The organism is Massilia glaciei (genome assembly GCF_003011895.2).
GTDB classification, from domain to species: domain Bacteria; phylum Pseudomonadota; class Gammaproteobacteria; order Burkholderiales; family Burkholderiaceae_D; genus Telluria_A; species Telluria_A glaciei.
The window spans coordinates 1-1,731 of the sequence record NZ_PXWF02000180.1 but is presented as its reverse complement, the minus strand read 5'-3'; the positions used below and the strand labels follow the sequence as shown (position 1 = coordinate 1,731).

The 1,731-nt window shown below is 71.3% G+C and carries 2 protein-coding genes; both read right to left on the bottom strand.

Features of this window, described 5'->3' with window-relative positions; all coding sequences use genetic code 11:
* The coding region (locus tag C7C56_RS11145) for a S41 family peptidase (protein ID WP_106757475.1) at nt 1-1,060 on the bottom strand (1,060 nt) is incomplete at its 3' end.
* Nucleotides 1,061-1,261: 201 nt separating this feature from the next.
* Nucleotides 1,262-1,731, bottom strand: a 470-nt coding sequence (locus tag C7C56_RS11140; protein ID WP_146204428.1) for a murein hydrolase activator EnvC family protein, incomplete at its 5' end; no start/stop codon positions are given.

The following is a 1,731-nucleotide window of genomic DNA, read 5'->3' as shown; positions in this document are numbered from 1 at the left end:
CCGAGCCCTTGCCGAAGGTGCGCGCCCCCATGATGGTGGCGCGCTTGTAGTCCTGCAGCGCGCCGGCGACGATCTCGGAGGCCGAGGCCGAGCCGCCGTTGACCAGCACCACCAGCGGCACCGCCTTGAGCGCCGCCGGCAATCGCGCCAGCACGTCGCGCTCGCCGCGCAGCGTGTAGTCTTCGGGCAGCGCGTACAGGACCCCGTTTGCGGCCGCGGTCTGGCCCACGGTCGACACCACCACCTTGCCGGGCGGCAAAAATACCGAGGCCAGCCCGACGGCGCCCGAGAGCAGCCCGCCGGGGTCGTTGCGCAGGTCGAGCACCAGGCCCTTGAGCTTCGGGTCGGCCCGGTACAGCGCCTCGACCTGGGTGGCCAGGGCGTCCAGCGTCTGGCCCTGGAACTGGCGCACCCGCAGCCAGGCGTAGCCGGGCTCGACCATTTTGCTCTTGACGCTTTGCAGTTTGATCTGCTGGCGCTCGAGCGGCACCACCCATGGCAGGTCCTCGCCCTTGCGCGCGATCGTCAGCGTGACCTTGCTGCCGGGCGCGCCGCGCATCAGGCGGTGCACCTGCTCGAGCGGCATGTCGCGCAGCGGGGTGCCGTCGATGCGGGTGACCAGGTCGCCCGGGGCGATGCCGGCGCGGAAGGCCGGCGACTCCTCGATCGGGGCCAGCACCCTGACCAGCCCGTCCTCGAGCACGACCTCGATGCCGACCCCGACGAAATGGCCGTCGATGTTGTTTTGCATGTCGGCCAGCGCGCGCGGGTCGAGGTAGGACGAGTGCGGGTCGAGCGAGGCGACCATCCCGCCGATCGCCTTGGCCATCAGCCGCCGGCCCTCGACCGGCTCGACGTAGTCGCTCTTGATGAGCTTGTAGACCTCGGCCAGCTGGCGCAGCTCGTCGAGCGGAAGCGGGGCGGGGGCGGAGGCGGCCACCGCCACCGGCGCGGGCGCCGGCATGGGCGCTTGCGCCCGCGCCGGGAACTGGAGCGAGGCGGCGGCCCCGGCGAACATGCCGAATCCGACCAGGGCGATACTCTTGATTTTCGTCTTCATCTGCTCATTCCGCTCATTCCGCTCATTCCGCTCATTCCGCTCATTCTGCTTAGGTTGCTTAGGTTGCCGGTCGCGCCGGTCGGCGCGGCCCCGCTGTGAGTATAGCCCGATCATGGCCCCGATCATGGCCCCGGACATGGGCCCTGACATGGGCCCTGACATGGGCCGTTCACGGCCCCTGCCGGCGCCCGCTTGGCCCGTTCAAAACGGGATCCAGCCTACCGGGTCGAACGCCTTGCCGTTGTGGCGCAGCTCGAAATACAGGCCCGACTCCTCGTTGCCGCCGGTGTCGCCGGCGCTGGCGATCGGGTCGCCGCCCTTGACGGCGTCGCCCTCGCGCCTGAGCAGGGCCTGGTTGTTGCCGTAGATGCTCATGTACTGGCTGCCGTGGTCGACGATGATCAGGTTGCCGAAGCCGCGCATCCAGCGCGCGAACACCACCCGCCCGGCCGCCACCGCCTTGACGTCGCTGCCCTCGTCGGCCTTGATGAACACGCCCTTCCAGCTCGGTCCGCTGCCGCGCTTGGCGCCGAACTTGGCGCCGAGCTTGCCCGCCAGCGGCACCCGCAGCCGTCCGCGCAGGCTGGCGAAGGCGCCCTCGGGCGCGGCCGGCCCGAGCGAGACGTCGGCCCTGGCCGGCTCGGGCGCGGCCGGTTCCGGCGCCGGCCCGG